The sequence below is a fragment of the Achromobacter sp. SIMBA_011 genome, from assembly GCF_046535435.1.
Taxonomy (GTDB): Bacteria; Pseudomonadota; Gammaproteobacteria; order Burkholderiales; family Burkholderiaceae_B; genus Achromobacter; species Achromobacter dolens.
Genome location: NZ_JAWRWN010000012.1, coordinates 125663 through 143112, shown reverse-complemented (window position 1 = coordinate 143112; position 17450 = coordinate 125663). Strand labels below are relative to the sequence as shown.

Sequence of the window (17450 nt, the reverse complement as noted above, 5' to 3'; positions counted from 1 at the left end):
TGCCCGGAAAGCGGGTTTTTACCCGGCTTTTGTATCGTGTCCGGCCCCGCATACACTACGACACACTTGGCGGCGCGGGCGGCGCTATAACCTGCCGGACACCTGTTGCCGGAGCCCGCGCATGAACACCGTTCCCCTTCCCCGCCCCCGCCTTTCCTGGCGGCGCCTGCTGGCCGTGCTGGCGCTGCTGGCCGGCGGCCTGGGCGCCGAAGCCGTCCAGCCCGGCCCCTGCCAGTTGATCGTCAACAGCCAGGCGCGCCGCCGCACGCCGCCCGCTGAGTAGAATGCGCCATGGACAATCCAGACCACATCCTGATCGTCGACGACGACCGCGAGATCCGCGAACTGGCCGGCAACTTCCTCAAGAAGAACGGCCTGAACGTCACCCTGGCCGCCGACGGCCGGCAGATGCGCACGCTGCTCGAAACGCTGACCGTCGACCTGATCGTGCTGGACATCATGATGCCCGGCGACGACGGCCTGGTGCTGTGCCGCGAACTGCGCGCCGGCAAGCACCGGCGCACCCCGATCCTGCTGCTGACCGCGCGCGACGAGGACATGGACCGCGTGCTGGGACTGGAGATGGGCGCCGACGACTACCTGGTCAAGCCGTTCGTGGCGCGCGAACTGCTGGCGCGGATCAAGGCGATCCTGCGCCGCACCCGCATGCTGCCGCCCAACTTCCAGGTCACCGAACCGGGCCGCGCCGTGCGGTTCGGCGCCTGGACGCTGGACACCACCGCGCGCCACCTGGTCGACGCCGAAGGCACCATCGTGTCGCTCAGCGGCGCCGAGTACCGGCTGCTGCGGGTGTTCCTGGACCACCCGCAGCGGGTGCTGAACCGCGACCAGTTGCTCAACCTGACGCAGGGCCGCGACGCCGATTTCTTCGGCCGCTCGATCGACCTGCTGGTCAGCCGGCTGCGCCAGCGGCTGCGCGAGGACGCGCGCGAGCCGATGTACATCAAGACCGTGCGCAGCGAAGGCTATGTGTTCGCCGCGCAGGTCGACGTGTCCGAGGCGACGTAGATGGCCACGCTGGTTCCGGCGCTGCGCCGCTGGCCGCGCACCCTGGCGAGCCGGCTGTTCCTGATCTTCCTGGTGGGCCTGGTGCTGGCGCACGGGCTGTCGTTCGGGCTGCAGTTCTACGAACGCTACCAGTCCGCCAAGAGCGTCATGCTCGACAACCTGGAGCGCGACGTGGTGGTGGCGCTGGCGATCCTGAACCGCCTGCCGGCCGACGAACGCGCGGCCTGGCTGCCGCGCCTGAGCGGCAACAACCGTCAATACCTGCTCGGCCCCGGCGACATCGACCGCCCGCTGCAGACGCCCGCCGCCGAGGCGGTGCGCGACTCGATCCAGGCGGCGCTGGGCAACGCCTACCCGCTGGCGTTCGGCACCGTCGGCGACGATCCCAAGCACATCCAGGCGCGCGCCACGCTGGCCGATGGCCAGGCGGTCACGCTCGACATCCACATGACCGTGATGCCGCTGGCGATGTGGCTGCCGGTGGTGCTGCTGGCGCAACTGGCGCTGCTGATCCTGTGCGCCTGGCTGGCGGTGCGGCTGGCGATCCGCCCGCTGACGCGGTTGGCCGGCGCGGCCGACGCGATGAGCCCCGACCGCCGCAGCCCGCGCCTGGCCGAGGACGGGCCGGCCGAAGTGGCGCAGGCCTCGGCCGCCTTCAACGCCATGCAGGACCGCATCGCCGCGCACCTGGCCGAACGCATGCAGATCCTGGGCGCGATTTCGCACGACCTGCAGACGCCGATCACGCGCATGAAGCTGCGCTCGGAATTCATGGACGATTCGGCCGACCGCGACAAGCTGGCGCATGACCTGCAAGAAGTCGAACAATTGGTGCGCGACGGCCTGGCCTACGCGCGCAGCGCCGGCGCGGCCACCGAGCCGCCGGCGCGCATCGACCTGGACGCGTTCCTGGACAGCCTGGTGTGCGACTACACCGACATCGGCAAGCCGGTGACGCTGCAAGGACACTGCCCCGGCCCCTGGCAGACACGCCCGCGCGCGCTGCGGCGCATCCTCGGCAACCTGATCGACAACGCGCTGAAATTCGGCGGCGCCGCCGAGGTCGAGGTCGGCGCGGCCGACGATGGCCGCGGCGTGTCGATCCGCGTACTGGACCGCGGTCCCGGCATTCCCGAACAGGAATTGCAGGCGGTGCTGCAGCCGTTCTACCGGCTGGAAGGCTCGCGCAACCGCGACAGCGGCGGCACCGGCCTGGGGCTGGCGATCGCGCGGCAACTGGCCGATGTGATCGACGGCGAACTGCGCCTGCGCAACCGCGAGGGCGGCGGGCTGGAGGCGCAAGTGCTGTTGCGGCCCGGCGCCTGAGCCCAGGCGCCGGACGGCGCATCGACGCGCCCTGCTCCCGCCCGCCCCGGTTCCCGGCTGCACGAAAAACGCCCCGCGATGTGTCATCGCGGGGCGTTGCGCTTGGCGTCGGGGGGATTCAGACGATCGCCAGTTCCACGTCGATGTTGCCCCGGATCGCCCCCGAGTAGGGGCAGGTCTGGTGCGCGGTGTCGACCAGTTGGCGCCGCTGTTCGTCCGACAGTCCCGGCAGCGAAATGTTCAGCCTGACCGCCAGCGCGTAGCGCGCGCCGCCGTCGGTCTTGCCCAGCGACACCTCGGCATCGACCGCCACGTCGCGCGGCACGACGATGCCGAGCTTGGCGCCGGCCAGTTGCATGGCGCCGATGAAGCAGGCGGAATAGCCGATGCCGAACAGTTGCTCGGGGTTGGTGCCGGGCCGCCCCGAGCCCGGCGGGCTGAGCGGCAGCAACAGCGCGCCGTCGTCGCTGCGGCCGGCGCCGTCGCGGCCCCCGGTGGTGTGGGTGTGGGCGGTGTACAGCACGGTTTCCAGCGCTTGGGACATGATGGCTCCTGGTATCGGAATTGAGGAACCCGCATTGCACCAAGGCGCTGTATCCCGCCTGTGTCGCAAGACCGCCGCTTTTGCGTCGTACTGTATCCCGCGTCCGAGCCGGCGGCGGCGCGCGCCTCAGGCCGGCGCGGCAGGCGCGGCGGCGTCGTCCGGCGCCAGCAGCGTGAAGGCGTCCGGTCCCGCCCGCCGCGCCATCGCGTCGAGGATGCGCTGGACCAGTTCGGGCACCAGCGGGTGCGGCGGCTGGCCGGCCAGCGTGGCCATGCCCACGCAGTAGTCGATGCGCGGCCGGAACGGCCGGCAGGCGATGCCCATGTCCAGGCACAGGCGCGCGAACAGGCCGTTGACGATCGACACGCCGATGCCCTGCGCGGCCAGGCGGCAGGCCATTTCCACCGAATGCACCTCGGCCTTGATCTGCGGCATCATGCGGCCCTGGCGGAAGGCCTGGTCGATCTGCAGGCGCAGCGATCGCTGCCGGCCCAGCAGCACCAGGTCGACGCCGATCAGGTCGGCCGGGCCGATCTCGTCCAGCGCCTCCAACGGATGGCCGGGCGGCATGATGCAGACCGCCTCGGTGGCCAGCCGCCGCATCATGGACAGGCCCGAATTCATGGGCGGCGAACGCACCAGCGCCAGGTCGGCCTCGCGGCCCAGCACCGCCACTTCGCTGGTTTCATAGGTGCCCACCAGCACTTCCAGCGCGACGTCGGGATGGTCGGCCAGGAACGACTCGACCACGGCGGGCATGACCGACTGCGCCACCGTGCTGGGCAACTGCACGCGGATCAGCGTGCGCCGCTGTCCGCCCAGCCGCAACTGGTTGACGTGGCGCTGCAGCGACTCGGCGTCCGAGATCATGTTCTGCACGTCGGGCAGCAGCGATTCGGCCTCGGCGGTGGGATGCAGTCGCCCCTTGCGGCGCACGAACAGCGGCACGCCCAGGTAGGTCTCGAACTGGCTCAGCAGGCGGCTGACGGCCGGCTGCGACGAACCCAGCCGCTGCGCGGCCTCGATGGTCGAGCCGGTGGTCATGAAGGCGAGGAAAGCCTCTAGCTGCTTGAAGTTCATCCTGTCCCGCGGGGTTCTCGATGCCGGCCCCGCGCGGCGAATCGACGCGCGGGGCCTAGGGTTAACACCAAATTTCTCGTCATTCACATAGCCGTATGCCGCCTTCGCATACGGTTGCCAGCCTGGCGCGATGGATCGAACATTCCGCCCATCCGGATTCTCGCCATTCACGAATCCGCAATCAATACGCGATATCGCCGATATTGTCCGGCAAGGAGCCCCACCGATGCGCGCCGTTCCGTTTCCCGCTTCCTGTCGCCGCGAGGCGCCATGACCGCGTTCATTATCCGCCGGCTGTGCCAGAGCCTGGTGATCCTGGCGCTGACCTCGCTGATCGTGTTCGCCGGCGTCTACGCCATCGGCGACCCGATCGAGATCCTGGTGCCGGCCGACGCCACGCAGGCCGAGATCGCGCAGGCGGTGCGGTCGCTGGGCCTGGACCTGCCGCTGTACCAGCAGTACCTGAAGTTTGTCGGCAACGCGCTGCACGGCGACCTGGGCAACTCGTTCGTCTTCAACCAGCCCGCCATCCAGTTGATCCTGCAACGCCTGCCGGCCACGCTGGAGCTGGCCTGCGTGGCGCTGCTGCTGGCCCTGGCCATCGGCCTGCCGCTCGGCCTGGTGGCCGGCCTGAAGCCGGATTCGGCGCTGGATCGCGGCATCATGACCGGCTCGATCCTGGGTTTCAGCCTGCCCAACTTCTGGCAGGGCATCATGCTGGTGCTGATCTTCTCGGTGACGCTGGGCTGGCTGCCGTCCACCGGCCGCGGTCCCACCGGCGAGATCCTCGGCATCCACACCAGCCTGGCGTCGTGGGACGGCATCCGCCACCTGATCCTGCCGGCGCTGAACCTGGCGCTGTTCAAGATCGCGCTGATCGTGCGCCTGACCCGCAGCGGCGTGCGCGAGACCATGCCGCTGGACTACGTGAAATTCGCCCGCGCCAAGGGCCTGCGCGAATCGCGCGTGATCTATATGCACGTACTCAAGAACATCCTGATCCCCATCGTCACCGTGGTGGGCATGGAGTTCGGCTCGCTGATCGCGTTCGCCACCGTCACCGAAACCATCTTCGCCTGGCCCGGCGTGGGCAAGCTCATCATCGACAGCATCATGAAGCTGGACCGCCCGGTGGTGGTCGCCTACCTGTTGATCGTGGTCACCATGTTCATCGTGCTCAACCTGCTGGTGGACATCATCTATTCCGTGCTGGATCCCCGTGTCCGCGTGGGAGCCTCCGAATGACATTGCTTGCCAAAAAATGGCTGCCCGGCCGCGACACCACTTTCGGCCAGGCGCTGCACGGCGTGCTGGACAGCCGCCCCGCGACGCTGGCCGCGATCATCTTCCTGCTGCTGGTGCTGGCCGCGCTGCTGGCGCCGTGGATCGCGCCGCAGAACCCGTATGACCTGGCCGCCATCACCATCCTGGACGGCCGCATGCCGCCGGGCAGCCAGGGCATCTATGGCGACATCTACTGGGCCGGCACCGACGCCCAGGGCCGCGACATGCTGTCGGCCATGATGTATGGCCTGCGCACCAGCCTTTCCGTGGGCGTGCTGAGCGGCCTGTTCGCCATGGCCGTGGGCACGGTGCTGGGCCTGACGGCGGCGTATTTCGGCGGCCGCATCGATGCGCTGATCATGCGCCTGGTGGACCTGATGCTGGGTTTCCCGACCATCCTGGTGGCGCTGATGATGCTGGCCATCCTGGGCCAGGGCGTGGACAAGGTGATCCTGGCTCTGGTGGTGGTGCAGTGGGCCTACTTCGCCCGCGCGGTGCGCGCCACCGCCGTGGTCGAGCGGCGCAAGGAATACATGGAAGCGGCGCTGTGCCTGGGGCTGAGCCACCGGCGCGCGCTGTTCAGCCAGCTACTGCCGAACTGCATCCCGCCGGTCATCGTCATCGCCATGATCCAGACCGCCAACGCCATCGCCGCCGAGGCCACGCTCAGCTTCCTGGGCATCGGCCTGCCGGTCACCGAGCCGTCGCTGGGCCTCCTGATCGCCAACGGCTACCAGCAGATGCTGGCCGGCCTGTACTGGATCAGCGTGTTCCCCGGCGTGCTGCTGCTGACCGTGGTTTTCACCATGAACATCGTCGGCGACCGCGTCCGCGAGGCGCTCAATCCGCGCCTGCAGAAATAGGAAGCGCCATGCAATCGGCAACCCCCACTCTTTCCGTGCGCAACCTGCGCACCTGGTTCCACACCCGCGCCGGCCTGGTGCGGGCGGTGGACGACGTCAGCTTCGATGTCCATCCCGGCGAGATCCTCGGCCTGGTGGGCGAGTCCGGCTCGGGCAAGTCCATCACCGGCTTTTCCATCCTCGGCCTGATCGACCCGCCAGGGCGCATCGACGGCGGCCAGATCCTGTTCAAGGGCACCGACCTGGCGACGCTGTCGCGCGAGGAACTGCGTCAGTTGCGCGGCAACCGCATCGCCATGGTGTTCCAGGACCCGATGATGACGCTGAACCCGGTGTTCCGCATCGAGACCCAGATGGTCGAGACGGTGCTGAGCCACGAGCGCTGCAGCCGCAAGGCGGCCCGGGACCGGGCCCGCGACACGCTGGCCGCGGTCGGTATCCCCTCGCCGGCCGAGCGCCTGAAGGCCTACCCGCACCAACTGTCGGGCGGCATGCGCCAGCGCGTGGCGATCGCCATCGCCATGCTGCACAAGCCCGACCTGATCATCGCCGACGAACCGACCACCGCGCTGGACGTCACCATCCAGGCGCAGATCCTGGCCGAAATGCAGAAGCTGTGCGCCGAGACCGGCACCGCCATGGTGTGGGTCAGCCACGACCTGGCGGTGGTGGCGGGCCTGGCCGACCGCGTCTGTGTGATGTACGCCGGCCGCGTGGTCGAGTCCGGCAGCACCGACGACATTCTCGACCGTCCACGCCACCCGTACACCATCGGCCTGATCGGCTCGGTGCCGAGCAATGAGCACACCGGCGACCGCCTGTACCAGATCCCCGGCATGGCGCCGTCGCCGCTGGCGCTGCCGGCCGGCTGCGCCTTCAACCCGCGCTGCGGCCACGCCACCGAGCGCTGCCGCGCCGAGCAACCGCCGCTGGAGACCACGGGCGTCCGTGGCCTGCGCTGCTTCCATCCCCAGACTGGAGTGCTTTCGTGAGCCCGACGATCCTGATGCAGGCCAACCGGGTGTCGCGCCTGTTCGTGAAGCGGCCCGACTACGCCGAACGCCTGGCCGGCCTGCTGGGCGCCAAGGTGGCCTCTCACACCGTGCACGCGGTCGACCGCGTCGATCTGACCATCCACCAGGGCGAAGTGGTCGGCCTGGTGGGCGAATCCGGCTGCGGCAAGTCGACGCTGGGCCGGGTGCTGGCAGGCATCCTGCCGGCCACCTCGGGCAGCATCCAGACGCCCGCCGGCGAGCTGTCCACCCTGACCGGCCGCGCCGCGCACGCACAGCGCATGGCCACGCAGATGATCTTCCAGGACCCGATGTCCTCGCTCAATCCGCGCAAGCGGGTGCGCGACATCATCGGCGAGGCGCCGCTGGCCAACGGCATCATCGCGCGCCGCGACTACGACGACTACGTGGTGCAGGTGATGCGGCGCGTGGGGCTGGACCCCGACTACCGCAACCGCTTTCCGCACCAGTTCTCGGGCGACCAGCGCCAACGCGTGGGCATCGGGCGGGCGCTGGCGGTCAAGCCGGGCTTCCTGATCTGCGACGAGTCGATCGCGGCGCTGGACGTGTCGATCCAGGCGCAGATCCTGAACCTCTTCATGGACCTGCGTCAGGATCTGGGCCTGACCTATCTCTTCATCAGCCACGACCTGGGCGTGGTGCGGCGCATCAGCGACCGCACCGTCATCATGTACCTGGGCCGCGTGGTCGAATCGGGCCCCACCGCCGAGGTGTTCGCCGCGCCGCGCCACCCCTACACCCAGGCGCTGCTGGAGGAAGTGCCGCGGCTGTCGAACCGCAAGCGACGCTTCAACGCCATCAAGGGCGAGATCCCGTCGCCGCTGAACCCGCCGGCCGGCTGCCATTTCCATCCGCGCTGCCCGCAGGCCATGGCGCGCTGCAAGACCGAGCAGCCCTTGCTGCGCGTCACGGCCGACGGCCACCAGGCCGCCTGTCACCTGCTCGATGGCGCCGCGCCCCTTCAAGGAACCCCCGCCGCATGAACCGCTTTTCCACTCCGATCCGCCGCGGCGTCGCCGCGCTGGCCCTGCTGGCGCTGCTGGCCGGCGCCGCGCCCGCCCTGGCGCGGCCGCTGCTGACCATCGGCCATTCCAGCGAGCCATCGTCGATGGACCCGCTGTTCTCGCGCACCGGCAACAACCAGGCCGCCGCCGAGAACATCTTCGAGCGGCTGGTGTCGACCGACGAGAACATGCAGATGCGGCCGGGCCTGGCCCTGTCGTGGCGGGCACTGGCACCCGATACCTGGGAGATCAAGCTGCGGCCCGGCGTGCGCTTCCATGACGGCACGCCGTTCAGCGCCGACGACGTGGTCTTTTCACTGGCTCGCGCGCCCAAGGTGCCGAACAGCCCGGCGCCCTTCAGCGGCGCGGTGCGCTCGATCGCCGCGGTCGAGGTGGTCGATGCGCTGACGCTGCGCATCCGCACCAAGGAGCCCACGCCCGACTTCATGGAGCAGATCGGGCTAGTCTACATCCTGTCGCGCCACGCGGCGCAGGACAAGCGCTCGGAAGACTTCAACAGCGGCGTGGCGGCCATCGGCACCGGCCCCTACAAGTTCGTGCGCTGGCAGCCGGGCGACAGCCTGGAGCTGGCGCGCAACGACGCCTACTGGGGCGCGCGGCCGGACTTCGAGCGCGTGGTGATCCGCTACATCGCCAACGACGCGGCGCGCATCTCGGCGCTGCTGTCGGGCACGGTCGACCTGATCGACAGCGTGCCGCCGACCGACGCCAAGACGCTCACGGACAAGGCCGGCTATACGCTCTATCGCTCGCCGTCGGCGCGCCTGATCTACCTGGCGCTGGACTCGGCGCGCGATGTCAGCCCGTTCGTCACCGACGCGCAGGGCAAGCCGATGACGGTGAACCCGCTCAAGGACGTGCGGGTGCGCCAGGCGATCTCGAAGATGTTCATGCGCGGCCCGATCACCGAGCGCCTGCTCAGCGGCGCCGGCGTGCCGGCCGGCCAGATGGTGCCCGAGGGCCTGGGCGGCTACAGCCCCAACCTGCCGGCGCCCGCCTACGACCTGGCGGGCGCGCGCGCCCTGCTGGCCGAGGCCGGCTATCCGCACGGCTTCGGCCTGAGCCTGCATTCATCGAACGACCGCTTCGCCGGCGACAGCGACCTGGCCCAGGCGCTGGCGCAAATGATGGCGCGCGCCGGCCTGCGCATCAACGGCGTGGTGACCCAGCCCTACAACGTCTACGCCGGCGCCAGCGGCAAGCAGCAGTACAGCGCCTTCATCTTCTCGTACGGCAACAGCACCGGCGATTCGTCCAATGGCCTGACCAACGTGCTGGCCACCTACGACAACGCCGCCGGCACCGGCGCCTTCAACCGCGCGCGCTATTCCAATCCGGCCGTGGACCGCTTGCTGGCGCGGGCCGCGGTGGAGTTCGACCCGGCGCAGCGCGACGCCCTGCTGCGCCAGGCGGCGGAAACCGCCTTCAACGACGTCGGCATCGTGCCGCTGTATTTCCCGGTGGCCTTCTGGGCCGCGCGCGACGGCACCGTGATGCGCGCCAACAAGCTCGAACGCACCTCAATGCTGTACATACAGGAAGCAAAATGACCGCCCCCGAAGTTTCTCCCGCCGTGCTGCTGGCGGACCAGATGGTGCGCATGCGCGATGGCGTGCGCCTGGCCACCGACGTGCACCTGCCGCCCGGCTATCGCCCCGGCCAGGACGCGCCGCTGCCCGTGATCCTGGAGCGCACGCCCTACGGCAAGGCCGAGGTGTCGCGCTCGGAACAGATCGGCGGCCGGCTCGGCGTGCGGCGACCCGAGGTGGCGCGCTATTTCACCGCGCGCGGCTTTGCCGTGGTGTTCCAGGACTGCCGCGGCCGCTACGGCTCGGAAGGCCACTTCACCAAGTACCTGTCGGAAGGCCCCGACGGCTTCGACACGCTGGCCTGGATCCTGCAGCAGCCGTGGTGCAACGGCCGCATCGGCACCATGGGCCTGTCGTATGCCGCGCACACGCAGATGGCGCTGGCCTGCCTGAACCCGCCGGGCCTGGCCTGCATGGTGCTGGACTCGGGCGGCTTTTCCAACGGCTACCAGTGCGGCATCCGCCAGTCGGGCGCGTTCGAGCTGAAGCAGGCCACCTGGGCCTACAAGCAGGCCAAGCTGAGCCCGGCCGCGCAGCAGGACCCGCTGGTGCTGGCCGCGCTCGAGGCCGAGGACATCCGCCAGTGGTTCACGCGCATGCCGTGGCGTCCCGGCCATTCGCCGCTAGCCAGCGTGCCCGAGTACGAGGATTACCTGTTCGAGCAATGGCGCGCCGACACCTTCGACGAATCCTGGCGGCAACTGGGCATCTACGCCCAGGGCTACTACGACGCGATTCCCGACATCCCGGTGGCGCTGATGTCCAGTTGGTACGACGCCTACGTGCGCACCACCCTGGAGAACTACGCCGGCCTGACGCAGGGCCGGCGGTCGCCGGTGCGGCTCATCATGGGCCCGTGGCTGCATGGCGACCGCAACACCACCCACAGCGGCGACGCCGAGTTCGGTCCGCGCGCGGCCTTCGACGGCAACCTGGCGCGGCACTGGCTGGACTTCCGGCTGGCGTGGTTCCAGCGCTGGCTGCAGGACGCGCCGGCGGGCGCCGCGCCGGACCCGGTCGCGCGCCTGTTCCTGATGGGCGGCGGCAGCGGCGCGCGCGATGCGCAGGGCCGCTTCGACCACGGCGGCGCGTGGATCCAGGCCGACGCCTGGCCGGTGCCGCAGGCCCACGCCACCGTCTTCTACCTGCACGCCGACGGCCGCCTGGACCAACGCGCGTCGACGGGCGAGGCGGACCGGCTGCGCTACCAGTACGACCCGCGCAATCCCGTGCCGACGATCGGCGGCGCGCTGACCTCGGGCCAGCCGGTGTTCGAGGGCGGCGGCTTCGACCAGCGCGAGGACGCGCGCTTCTTCGGCGTGCGCCAGCCCGGCCTGCCGCTGGCCGCGCGCGACGACGTGCTGGTGTTCCAGACCGAGCCGCTGCCAGAGGACCTGGCGGTGGCCGGGCCGGTGACGGTCCGGCTGCACATTTCGTCAGACTGCCCCGACACCGACTTCACCGCCAAGCTGATCGACGTCTACCCGCCCAGCGCCGACTACCCGCAGGGCTATGCACTGAACCTGACCGACGGCATCTTCCGCTGCCGCTTCCACGAGACCTGGGACGAGGCGCGGCCGCTGGCGCCGGGCAAGGTCTACGAGATCACCATCGAGCCGTTCGCCACCTGCAACCTGTTCCAGCGCGGGCACCGCATCCGCCTGGACATCTCCAGCAGCAACTTTCCGAAGTACGACGTCAACCCGAACAGCGGCGAATCGGCCGCCGACGCCCGCGAAAAGCGCATTGCGCTGAACACAGTGCATCTGTCGGCCGCCCATCCGTCGAGCGTCACGCTGTGCGTGGCCGCGCCACGGGACCTGACGCCGCTGCCCGCGCACGGGGCCGTCACATGACCCGCTAGCGCCCGCGCCGACACCTCCGCTTGCTTCATCCTTTGCCGCCGGCGAGCCGGCGGCAGGGGCTTCTTTTGTCCAACGCCATACCAATCGAGGGGATCACACCATGAAAAGAATCATCCGCCACCGCAGCTCCCTGGGCGCCGCGCTGGCCCTGAGCTGCCTGAATCCGGCGCAGGCGGCCGAGACCAGCAGCGTGACGCTGTACGGGATCGTCGACCTGGGCACCACCTATGAACGCAAGGACGGCCAGTCCAGCCTGCGGCAAAAGAGCGGCAACCAGTCGGGCTCGCGCTGGGGCCTGCGTGGCTCGGAGGACCTGGGCAACGGCTACAAGGCCGTGTTCCGCCTGGAAAGCGGCTTCAACGCCAATAACGGCACGCAGGCGCAGGGCCGCCTGTTCGGCCGCTGGGCCTACGTCGGCCTGGCCGGCGGCTTCGGCGAAGTGCGGCTGGGACGGCAGTGGGTCTATGGCTTCGAGTGGGCCGGCGTCGGCTCGCCGTTCGGCACCGGCTGGGGCCAGTCGTCCAACAACGCCAGCCTGGGCTACAACGACGGCGACTTCGGCGCCGGCGGCCGCGTCAACAACGCCGTGTTCTACGCCACGCCGCGCCTGGGCGGCTGGCAGGCGGGCCTGGGCTACAGCTTCGAGGCCCACGACGGCGAGGCCTTCGCCACCAACGCCCATGACCGCGTGCTGACCGCCGGCCTGCGCTACAACGGCGGTCCGGTGGCGGCGGCGCTGACGTACGAACGGCTCAATCCGAATTCGCAACTGCCGAACAAGAAGACGGCGGGCAACCTGCAGTTGGCGGCCTCGTACGATTTCGACTGGATCAAACTGCACGGCACCTACGGCAACCTGCGCAACGCCAACACCGGCCCGTCGGCGGGCTATGGCCGGGTCAATTCGTACATCGCAGGTGTGACGCTGCCGACGAGCAAGGCCGGCTCGGTGATGGCCTCGTACCAGCGCGGCACCGGCTCGGACATCACCGGCTGGGCCCTGGGCTATCAGTACGACCTGTCCAGGCGCACCAACCTGTATGCCTACGTCAATCGCCTGGATATCCGCGAGTCGCACACGCTGCAAAGCTCGGTCGGCATCCGGCATCAGTTCTGACGCGCGGGACCATTTGATGTCAGATTGAACGCCATGGTCTGAATATCGGACTCATCTAATTTACCGCGCCCGGATCCCCCAATACGCTTGTCGGAGTTTTCAACATATCCGCCGACGATCGCGCCGGGGGATTCCGAGAGGCTGCATGCATTCCATTCGACTACCGCGCATCGGCGCCCCCATGCTGGGACTCGCCCTGCTGATGGGCACCAATGTGGCTCACCCCCAGTCCGTCGGCTCAATGGACGCGTCGCAGAAAGTGTCCTTGGGCACGGCGTCCATCCTGGCCTCGCCCGTCACAAGTGTTGGCGGCAGCGCCGACGGCGACGCCAGCCTCGGCGCTGCCGTCGCGATCACGGGCTCGTCGTTCGTCGTGGCCGGCATCGCCCAGCTTTCGGCCGACACCACCGAGATCATCCTGGAATCCGCGGGCAAGGCTGCCAAGATCTCGGTACAGGTCGCCTCATCCGTGGTGCGCGGCCTGGGCGTCTCGACCGGCGCCGCCGTGCAGGCCGTGGCGGCCTCGACCGGCACGGTGCTGGTGATCTCGGGCAAGGTTCTGGCGTTCATTCCAAACACGCTCGGCCAGGCCCTGCTGCATCACGAACGGGTGCCCGGATGAAGCGCTGCGCCACCTTCCGTCTGCGCCACGCCTTGTGCGCCGTGGCCACCTGGGGCGCGCTTTGCGGCGTGCCGACCCTGTCGGCCCACGCCGGCCAGGGTTGTTCCGACACGGCGGTCAGCGCCGCCACCCTGATCACCGCCATGGATACCGCGCAACGCGTATCCGACTTGCTGGATAAGCTGCCGGTGAATGTCGTCGTGTTGGGGCGAATGGGGCAGGACCTTTCCGAGTACCACCTTCGCTACAGCCACGCCGGCTTCGCCTACCGCGCCGAGGCGGGCGCACCTTGGCGCATCGCCCACCTGCTCAACGAATGCGGCACAGCCAAATCCGACCTCTGGTATGAAGGCCTGGGCAACTTCTTCCTGGACGACATGTTCAGGTTCGACACGCTGATGCTGATCCCGCCCAAGCCGATCGCCGACGGCCTGCTCGCGCGACTGCAGCAGCCGCAGGCCCTGCGGTCGCTGTTCGATCCCAGCTACAACATGATTGCGTTCCCCTTTTCCACGCGCCATCAGAATTCCAATGCCTGGGTGCTGGAGACCATCGCCAGCGTGCTGTCCAAGGATGCACGCCTGCGCAACCGTGAACAATCACAGGCATGGTTGAAGCTGGCGGGTTATCAGCCATCGGAACTGCGCATTGGCGCGTTGACGCGCCTGGGTGGGCGCATGTTCAAAGCGAACATCGCCTTCGATGACCATCCCGACAAGCTGCGTTACGCCGGCCGCATCATGACCGTCACCGTCGACTCGCTGCAAGATTTCCTGGTGCGTGACGAAGGGTGGACGGTCCGGGAGGTGCGCGCTTCCCATTGAAGCGAGCAGCCGCGCGGGCGGTCTTTGATCCACACCGCCGCGCGCTCACAGGAACGCGCGCGTGCCCCACCACCCGGGCAGCAGCAGCGCCGCCGCCCACAGGAATGCCGAGGCCCAATTGGCGACCTGGAACGCGGCGGCGCGCATGCCGCAGATGCCGGCGATCATCGGCACGGTGGCGCGCAGGGGGCCAAAGAAGCGGCACAGCACGATGCTCAGCACGCCCCACTTCTGGATGAACCGCGCGCTGCGATGCAGCAGTTCGGGACGTTTGCGCAGCGGCTTCGATTGCGTCAGGCTCGGCCCGAACCATACGCCGCAGGCATACTGCACCCAGTCGCCCAGCGCCGCGCCCACCGCGATCGCCAGCCATACCGGCACGAAGCCGCTATCGCCCAGCCCCAGGATGGCGCCGATCGACAGCAGCAGCGCGGTCCCGGGAATCACCAGCGCCACCAGCGGCAGCGACTTCAGGAACGCGAACGCGAAGCCCAGCGGCGCCAGCCAGTCGGCGTGGGTCCGGGCGAAATCGACCAGGGTCTCCTGCAGGGAATGGAACGTCTCGAACAGCATGCGGCGTCAGCACCAGACAGGCATCAGGTCCATAGTATGCGGCCCGCGCCTCAGACGACGAGGTCGCGCGGGTCGCGCGGCCGCCGCAGCACCAGGCCGGCCAGCCGCTCCAGCGCCAGCCCCAATGCCCCGCGCTCGGGAATGCTGCCGAGCGAAATACGGATGGCATTGGGCGTGCCGGGGCCCTGGTGGAAGGCTTCCGACGAGGTCACGCTCAAGCCCTCGTCGCGCGCCACCCGCTCCAGGTCGGCCGCGGTCCAACGATCGGGCAGCGGCTGCCACAGGTGGATGCCGGCCGCCGCGGCCGGAAAGGGCCCCGGCAACAGCCGGCGCGCCAGCCGCTGGCGCGCAAGGGACTCGGCGCGCACGCCGTCCAGGATCTGCTGCGCGGCGCCGCTGGTGATCCACTGCGTGGTCAACGCGCCCATCAGCGGCGCGGCCATCACCGCGAAGGACCGCATTGCCGCCAGCACGTTGCGGCGGCTGTCCTGGTCGGGACTCAGCACGAACGCGGTGCGCAGCCCCGGCGTCAGCGTCTTGGCCAGCGTGGCGATGTAGAACACCGAGGCCGGCGCCAGGCTGGCCAGCGCCGGCGGCGCGCCGTCCAGGAACAGCGAATAGGGATCGTCCTCGATGATGCGGGCGCCACAGGCCACGGCCGCGCGCACCAGGTCGCGGCGGCGCGCCGCGCTCATGGTGTGGGCGGTAGGGTTCTGCAACGTGGGATTCAGGTAGACCAGCCGGCCGCCCTCGCGGCAGGCGCGCTCCAGCCCGGCGGGGGTCATGCCGTCGGCATCGGTCTCGGCCACCAGCACGCGGCGGCCCAGTTGCCGCGCGGCGGTCAGGAGGCCCGGGTACACCAACGGCTCGGCGACGATGCCGTCGCCCGGCTGGCTGTAGGCCAGCATCACCGCGGCCAGCGCGGCCTGCGCGCCGGGACACACCAGCACGCGGTCCGGATCGACCCGCTCGACCGACTGCGACAGCCATTGCGCCCCGGCCTCGCGCTCGGCGGGACCGCCGCCGGCCTGGTGATAGGTCATCATCACCCCCACGTCGTGGCGTTCCATGGCCTTGGCCAGGCCACGCCGCAGCAGGTCCTGCAGGTCGCAGTCGAGCGGCAGCGGCGGCATGTTCATGCCCAGGTCCAGCATCTGCAAGAGCGGCTGCTCGGCCGGTCGCGCGATGAACGTGCCGAGCGGCCCGCGCGCCTCGAGCAGGCCGCGCTGCCCCGCCTCGGCGTAGGCGCGCGTCACGGTCGTCAGGTCCACCCCCAGGTGCCGCGCCAGGCCCCGCTGCGGCGGCAGGCGGTCGCCCGGCTGCATGCGGTTGGCGGCCACCGAGGTCTCGATGAAATCGGCGATCTGGCGGTAGCGGGGGCCGGCGCCGCGGACGAATTTCAGCGGCCAGGATGCATACATGTCGTCGTTATGCATTGGTTCTATTGCGCCAAAATGCCGCAACATATGGGGATACAAGGGCCAGACAGTATGGCGACAAACTCCGCTTGCGTCCATACATCGGGAAGCTTGTACGGCCTTTCCTGACCGTCGGGCAGAAGATGGGGTGAATCCGGCCGGCGGCACAGATATGTATTTCTATGAAGCCGCCCCCGTTAAATTTTCACATTCCTTAAATGTATCGAAGAAGGTTTGGCCGCCCGCTCCTTTAGATTGCGTAGCCATCACACACGGCTACCGAGGAGAGGCAAAGCGTGTCGGACATCGTCGTCTACGTCAGAAGCCAGCCCCAGTTGGGCGACCAGATCGTCGCCTTCGCGACGCTCTACCAGCTCAAGGCCTGGTGGCCCGCGCGGCAGGTCAAGGTCGTCGCGCGCGACGACGTCGGCCACATCTACCGCGGCCTGCCATGGGTCGATGAATTCGTGCGCGCCCGCAGCCTGCTGGATTACGCCCGCAGCCTGACCGCGCGGACCCAGGTGTCGGTCAGCCTGCACCACAGCAGCGAACGCTTCGGCCTCATCAACCTGCTGCGGCTGCCCGCCATCCGACTGGGCTTTCGCAATGCCCGCTTCAGCGACCTGGTGTGGACCCATTGCCATCGCAAGGACGAGGCCGAGTACATCGGCCTGGCCAACCTGCGCCTGCTGGCCGCGTACCGTCCGCTGAACGCCGAGGAGGCGGCTCGCCGCTGCTTCACCGAACTGGCCCGCGCGCACCGGCACACCCCGCTCGGCGCGGACGTGGTGTTCATTCCCGGCGGCGGCTCGGGTCCCTTCAAGCGCTGGAGCCTGGCGCACTACCTGCGGTTGGCCCACCGGCTCAAGCCGCTGCTGGGCGCCGACACCCGCTACACCTTCGTGCTGGGCCAGCAGGAAGCGCGCGAGCGCGCCGAGCTGGACGCCCTGCGGCGCGCCGACATCGAGGTGGCCTATTGCCGTCCGCTGTCCGAGCTGAGCGCGATCATGTTGCGCGCGCGCCTGGTGGTGGCCAACGACTGCGGCCCGTCCCACGTGGCGCAGGCTACCGGCGTGCCTTACGTCGGCATCTTCAACCACAGCAATCCCGAATGGTTCTGGCGCCGCCGCAGCGCCACCGACGTCGTGCCGCAGCATCCGCGCGACGGCATCAATTCGATCACGCCGGACCAGGTCGCGCACGCCTGCGCGCAGGTTCTGCCGCACGCCCCTCCGGCCCGCGCCTGACGCGACGGCC

General features: G+C 69.3%; 17 protein-coding genes. 13 read left to right on the top strand and 4 right to left on the bottom strand.

Annotated elements, in window-relative coordinates; translation table 11 throughout:
• Positions 1 to 121: 121 nt before the first annotated feature.
• Genes SB816_RS28125 through SB816_RS28115 form a run of 3 tightly spaced genes read left to right on the top strand, consistent with a single transcriptional unit; the run spans position 122 to position 2355 of the window.
• On the top strand, positions 122 to 283 hold the full coding sequence (locus SB816_RS28125) for a hypothetical protein (protein WP_155755589.1): 162 nt from the start codon (positions 122 to 124) through the stop codon (positions 281 to 283).
• Between the two features lie 8 nt (positions 284 to 291).
• Positions 292 to 1029 (top strand): response regulator, encoded by a 738-nt coding sequence (locus tag SB816_RS28120; protein ID WP_054417700.1) that lies wholly within the window; start codon positions 292 to 294, stop codon positions 1027 to 1029.
• Positions 1030 to 2355 carry an ATP-binding protein gene (locus SB816_RS28115; protein ID WP_100504627.1) on the top strand — a complete coding sequence of 442 codons (1326 nt, stop codon included), beginning with the start codon at positions 1030 to 1032 and terminating at the stop codon, positions 2353 to 2355.
• A gap of 118 nt (positions 2356 to 2473) precedes the next feature.
• Here SB816_RS28115 and SB816_RS28110 read toward each other — a convergent pair whose 3' ends face one another.
• Positions 2474 to 2899 carry an organic hydroperoxide resistance protein gene (locus SB816_RS28110; protein WP_410547847.1) on the bottom strand — a complete coding sequence of 142 codons (426 nt, stop codon included), beginning with the start codon at positions 2897 to 2899 and terminating at the stop codon, positions 2474 to 2476.
• Between the two features lie 126 nt (positions 2900 to 3025).
• Entirely contained in the window at positions 3026 to 3979 is a 954-nt protein-coding gene (locus SB816_RS28105) for a LysR family transcriptional regulator (RefSeq protein ID WP_410547846.1), read from the bottom strand.
• A 270-nt stretch (positions 3980 to 4249) separates the two neighbouring features.
• Here SB816_RS28105 and SB816_RS28100 point away from each other — a divergent pair, with 270 nt between their 5' ends.
• The 9 genes from SB816_RS28100 to SB816_RS28060 all read left to right on the top strand — a co-directional run bounded on the left by SB816_RS28100 (position 4250) and on the right by SB816_RS28060 (position 14202).
• On the top strand, positions 4250 to 5224 hold the full coding sequence (locus SB816_RS28100) for an ABC transporter permease (RefSeq protein ID WP_410547845.1): 975 nt from the start codon (positions 4250 to 4252) through the stop codon (positions 5222 to 5224).
• Positions 5221 to 6126 carry an ABC transporter permease gene (locus SB816_RS28095; RefSeq protein WP_049072815.1) on the top strand — a complete coding sequence of 302 codons (906 nt, stop codon included), beginning with the start codon at positions 5221 to 5223 and terminating at the stop codon, positions 6124 to 6126. The genes SB816_RS28100 and SB816_RS28095 overlap by 4 nt, the downstream gene beginning before the upstream one ends.
• An 8-nt stretch (positions 6127 to 6134) precedes the next feature.
• Positions 6135 to 7118: an ABC transporter ATP-binding protein gene (locus SB816_RS28090; RefSeq protein WP_395756849.1), complete on the top strand. Its 984-nt coding sequence runs from the start codon at positions 6135 to 6137 to the stop codon at positions 7116 to 7118.
• On the top strand, positions 7115 to 8143 hold the full coding sequence (locus SB816_RS28085; RefSeq protein WP_410547844.1) for an ABC transporter ATP-binding protein: 1029 nt from the start codon (positions 7115 to 7117) through the stop codon (positions 8141 to 8143). Before SB816_RS28090 ends, SB816_RS28085 begins: the two co-directional genes overlap by 4 nt.
• On the top strand, positions 8140 to 9735 hold the full coding sequence (locus SB816_RS28080; RefSeq protein WP_410547843.1) for an ABC transporter substrate-binding protein: 1596 nt from the start codon (positions 8140 to 8142) through the stop codon (positions 9733 to 9735). Before SB816_RS28085 ends, SB816_RS28080 begins: the two co-directional genes overlap by 4 nt.
• A complete protein-coding gene (locus tag SB816_RS28075) occupies positions 9732 to 11630 on the top strand; it encodes a CocE/NonD family hydrolase (RefSeq protein ID WP_410547842.1) in 1899 nt (632 codons plus the stop codon). Before SB816_RS28080 ends, SB816_RS28075 begins: the two co-directional genes overlap by 4 nt.
• 109 nt (positions 11631 to 11739) lie before the next feature.
• Positions 11740 to 12756 carry a porin gene (locus SB816_RS28070; RefSeq protein WP_410547841.1) on the top strand — a complete coding sequence of 339 codons (1017 nt, stop codon included), beginning with the start codon at positions 11740 to 11742 and terminating at the stop codon, positions 12754 to 12756.
• A gap of 181 nt (positions 12757 to 12937) precedes the next feature.
• A complete protein-coding gene (locus SB816_RS28065) occupies positions 12938 to 13378 on the top strand; it encodes a hypothetical protein (RefSeq protein ID WP_054503189.1) in 441 nt (146 codons plus the stop codon).
• Positions 13375 to 14202, top strand: a complete 828-nt coding sequence (locus SB816_RS28060) for a DUF2145 domain-containing protein (protein WP_064527282.1) — start codon at positions 13375 to 13377, stop codon at positions 14200 to 14202. The genes SB816_RS28065 and SB816_RS28060 overlap by 4 nt, the downstream gene beginning before the upstream one ends.
• A gap of 45 nt (positions 14203 to 14247) precedes the next feature.
• On the opposite strand, the gene SB816_RS28055 is transcribed toward SB816_RS28060, so the two are convergent.
• The gene (locus tag SB816_RS28055) at positions 14248 to 14775 is read right to left on the bottom strand and encodes a DedA family protein (protein WP_116791957.1); all 528 of its coding nucleotides are present in this window, start codon (positions 14773 to 14775) and stop codon (positions 14248 to 14250) included.
• A gap of 50 nt (positions 14776 to 14825) precedes the next feature.
• Entirely contained in the window at positions 14826 to 16211 is a 1386-nt protein-coding gene (locus SB816_RS28050) for a PLP-dependent aminotransferase family protein (protein WP_054503190.1), read from the bottom strand.
• Positions 16212 to 16489: 278 nt separating this feature from the next.
• On the opposite strand from SB816_RS28050, the gene SB816_RS28045 reads away from it, so the two are divergent.
• Complete coding sequence (locus tag SB816_RS28045) at positions 16490 to 17440, top strand: glycosyltransferase family 9 protein (RefSeq protein WP_410547840.1); 951 nt, start codon at positions 16490 to 16492, stop codon at positions 17438 to 17440.
• Positions 17441 to 17450: the final 10 nt, after the last annotated feature.

Bases quoted from the DNA above. Each gene is read 5' to 3' on its own strand.
- SB816_RS28100 (WP_410547845.1), top strand. From the start codon at position 4,250: ATGACCGCGTTCATTATCCGCCGGCTGTGCCAGAGCCTGGTGATCCTG.
- SB816_RS28110 (WP_410547847.1), bottom strand. From the start codon at position 2,899: ATGTCCCAAGCGCTGGAAACCGTGCTGTACACCGCCCACACCCACACC.
- SB816_RS28065 (WP_054503189.1), top strand. From the start codon at position 12,938: ATGCTGGGACTCGCCCTGCTGATGGGCACCAATGTGGCTCACCCCCAG.
- SB816_RS28105 (WP_410547846.1), bottom strand. From the start codon at position 3,979: ATGAACTTCAAGCAGCTAGAGGCTTTCCTCGCCTTCATGACCACCGGC.
- SB816_RS28060 (WP_064527282.1), top strand. From the start codon at position 13,375: ATGAAGCGCTGCGCCACCTTCCGTCTGCGCCACGCCTTGTGCGCCGTG.
- SB816_RS28120 (WP_054417700.1), top strand. From the start codon at position 292: ATGGACAATCCAGACCACATCCTGATCGTCGACGACGACCGCGAGATC.
- SB816_RS28055 (WP_116791957.1), bottom strand. From the start codon at position 14,775: ATGCTGTTCGAGACGTTCCATTCCCTGCAGGAGACCCTGGTCGATTTC.
- SB816_RS28095 (WP_049072815.1), top strand. From the start codon at position 5,221: ATGACATTGCTTGCCAAAAAATGGCTGCCCGGCCGCGACACCACTTTC.
- SB816_RS28050 (WP_054503190.1), bottom strand. From the start codon at position 16,211: ATGCATAACGACGACATGTATGCATCCTGGCCGCTGAAATTCGTCCGC.
- SB816_RS28125 (WP_155755589.1), top strand. From the start codon at position 122: ATGAACACCGTTCCCCTTCCCCGCCCCCGCCTTTCCTGGCGGCGCCTG.
- SB816_RS28115 (WP_100504627.1), top strand. From the start codon at position 1,030: ATGGCCACGCTGGTTCCGGCGCTGCGCCGCTGGCCGCGCACCCTGGCG.
- SB816_RS28080 (WP_410547843.1), top strand. From the start codon at position 8,140: ATGAACCGCTTTTCCACTCCGATCCGCCGCGGCGTCGCCGCGCTGGCC.
- SB816_RS28075 (WP_410547842.1), top strand. From the start codon at position 9,732: ATGACCGCCCCCGAAGTTTCTCCCGCCGTGCTGCTGGCGGACCAGATG.
- SB816_RS28070 (WP_410547841.1), top strand. From the start codon at position 11,740: ATGAAAAGAATCATCCGCCACCGCAGCTCCCTGGGCGCCGCGCTGGCC.
- SB816_RS28090 (WP_395756849.1), top strand. From the start codon at position 6,135: ATGCAATCGGCAACCCCCACTCTTTCCGTGCGCAACCTGCGCACCTGG.